We start from the raw sequence: 1,966 nt of genomic DNA on the forward strand, positions 1-1,966 counted from the left end.
ACGGAACTGCTCCCTTGCCGGACAATAGCGCCGAGACCTGGTCCGGTCACGCATGGCAGCCAATTCCGTGCGACTGAAGAATGACAGCTGCCCCACGTATTGATTATCCCAGAGCCCGCCCGGAATCGCCGCCCCGGACGGTAGCGACAATGTCAAATGGTGCACGCTCATCCCGCAGACCGCGATCGCCGGCACGAGGTCCATCGCGACGCCGAGTGATCGACGGTTCAATGGTGCTACCCGGCCGGGTCTGACCGACGTCGCGGTCGACGGGTGTATCGCCGAAGCCAAAGCTGTCCCGGCCGGCTGGTCGGTCAGCCGGGGCCGAAGATGACGTCGCGCAGCACGAGCAACGACCAGCGATCTCCGAGCACCTCGGCGGCGGCGTTGAGACGGCCAGTCGGGGCAGAGACGGCCGGAAACGTCCGTCGCCGTCAACGGGCAGGGCATCCAGCTCGGCATCCCCGCGGCCAGCACGAACCGGCACGACGCGCCGCCGCTCGGCCCGGCCCTCAACGGCCCTTGGTCGGGACCTCTCATTGACACCGTGGGAGGCAATGGATACAAACACAGTGCCTTGGTATGGTTTTGAGGAAGTCAACCGCGAGCAGCTGCTGGAGGACGTGCCGCGATGCGCATCTCGGCGAAGGCGGACTACGCGATCCGCGCGCTGGTCGAACTGGCCGCGGACGCGGGGCGCCCGCTCGTGTGCGAGGGGATCGCCGCGGCCCAGCACATTCCGTACCGCTTCCTCAAGGCCGTCATGCGCGACCTGCGCCGGGCCGGGCTCGTGCGCAGCCAGCGCGGCTGCGAGGGCGGCTACTGGCTGGCCCGCCCGGCGGCCGAGATCACCCTCGCCGACGTGGTCGGGGCGGTCGATGGCGAGCTGCTGACCGTGCACGGCGAGAACCCGAACGACCCCGCCGACGCCACCCGCGCGCCCGCGGTCGCCGCGGTGTGGCGGGCGATCCAGGCCCGCACCGAGGAGATCCTCACCGGCCTCACCCTCGCGGACCTGCTGGCCGCGCAACCCCGAGCGTCGGCCGCGGCCCTGCTGGGGCTGGTGGACGTACACCCATAGGAAAGGCGACGACGATGAGCGATCACTGGCATGCGCCCCTGCGGCACATCAAGGGCGCCGAGCTCAGCGGCGACACGGTGCAGACCTCCGGCATGACCCGGCTCGAGGCCGTCTCCGGCAAGACGGTCGGCTCGGACAAGCTGTGGATGGGGCGCACCCAGGTCGCCCCGGCCACCAGCTCCGGCGACCACCACCACGGCGAGGCGGAGACGGCCATCTACATCGTCTCCGGCCGCCCGGTGTTCGTCTTCGCTGACGGCGACGAGGAGGTGCGGCTGGAGACCGAGCCGGGCGACTACATCTTCGTCCCGCCGTACGTGCCGCACCGCGAGGAGAACCCCGGCGCCGAGGAGGCCGTCGTGGTCATCGCGCGCAGCAGCCAGGAGGGCGTCGTGGTCAACCTGCCGAGCCTGTGGGCGCCGGTCGAGCGGCCTTGACGGAGGTGTTGTCGGTCGTTGAGTTCACCGACCCGATGTGCCCGTGGGCGTGGGGGTCGGAGCCGGCGTTCCGGTACCTGCGCGGCGCCCTCGATGCGCACTGGCGGCGCGTGTTCGGCATCCTGTTCCACCCCGGCGACGACCCGGCTCCCGACCCGGCGGCGGAGACGGCGTGGTACCACCGCCACATCCAGGAGATCTCCGGGCACACCGGCGCGCCCTGGCCCGCCACGCTGGAGCGGGTGGCGCTGTCCAGCGAGCCCTCGTCGCTCGTCGCGCGGGCCGCGGCCGGGCAGGGGCCGGTCGTCGCCGACCGGGTGCTGCGCCGGCTGCGCGAGACCTTCTTCGTCCTCGGCACGCCGGCCGACACCCTGGAGCGGGCCCTCGCCGCCGCGCGCGGGGTGCCGGGCCTCGACACGCAACGGCTGGCCGCCGACGTCGGCGCGGC

4 protein-coding genes are annotated in these 1,966 nt (G+C 72.0%); 3 read left to right on the top strand and 1 reads right to left on the bottom strand.

Annotated features, from left to right (window positions below; translation table 11 throughout):
• On the bottom strand, positions 1 to 204 hold a 204-nt coding region (locus tag AB0M46_RS51275; protein WP_363349054.1), incomplete at its 3' end, for a hypothetical protein.
• Between the two features lie 427 nt (positions 205 to 631).
• Here AB0M46_RS51275 and AB0M46_RS51280 point away from each other — a divergent pair.
• The 3 genes from AB0M46_RS51280 to AB0M46_RS51290 form a co-directional block, all read left to right on the top strand.
• Positions 632 to 1,081 carry an Rrf2 family transcriptional regulator gene (locus AB0M46_RS51280; protein WP_363349056.1) on the top strand — a complete coding sequence of 150 codons (450 nt, stop codon included), beginning with the start codon at positions 632 to 634 and terminating at the stop codon, positions 1,079 to 1,081.
• 14 nt (positions 1,082 to 1,095) lie between these two features.
• Positions 1,096 to 1,518: a cupin domain-containing protein gene (locus tag AB0M46_RS51285; protein WP_363349058.1), complete on the top strand. Its 423-nt coding sequence runs from the start codon at positions 1,096 to 1,098 to the stop codon at positions 1,516 to 1,518.
• A partial coding sequence (locus tag AB0M46_RS51290) for a hypothetical protein (RefSeq protein WP_363349060.1) occupies positions 1,515 to 1,966 on the top strand: 452 nt, incomplete at its 3' end. The genes AB0M46_RS51285 and AB0M46_RS51290, both read left to right, overlap by 4 nt.

It is taken from the genome of Dactylosporangium sp. NPDC051485, from assembly GCF_040682015.1.
In the GTDB taxonomy this organism is placed as follows: domain Bacteria; phylum Actinomycetota; class Actinomycetes; order Mycobacteriales; family Micromonosporaceae; genus Dactylosporangium.

Excerpts from the sequence above, each read along its gene's own strand:
- AB0M46_RS51280 (WP_363349056.1), top strand. The coding sequence starts at position 632 with ATGCGCATCTCGGCGAAGGCGGACTACGCGATCCGCGCGCTGGTCGAA.
- AB0M46_RS51285 (WP_363349058.1), top strand. The coding sequence starts at position 1,096 with ATGAGCGATCACTGGCATGCGCCCCTGCGGCACATCAAGGGCGCCGAG.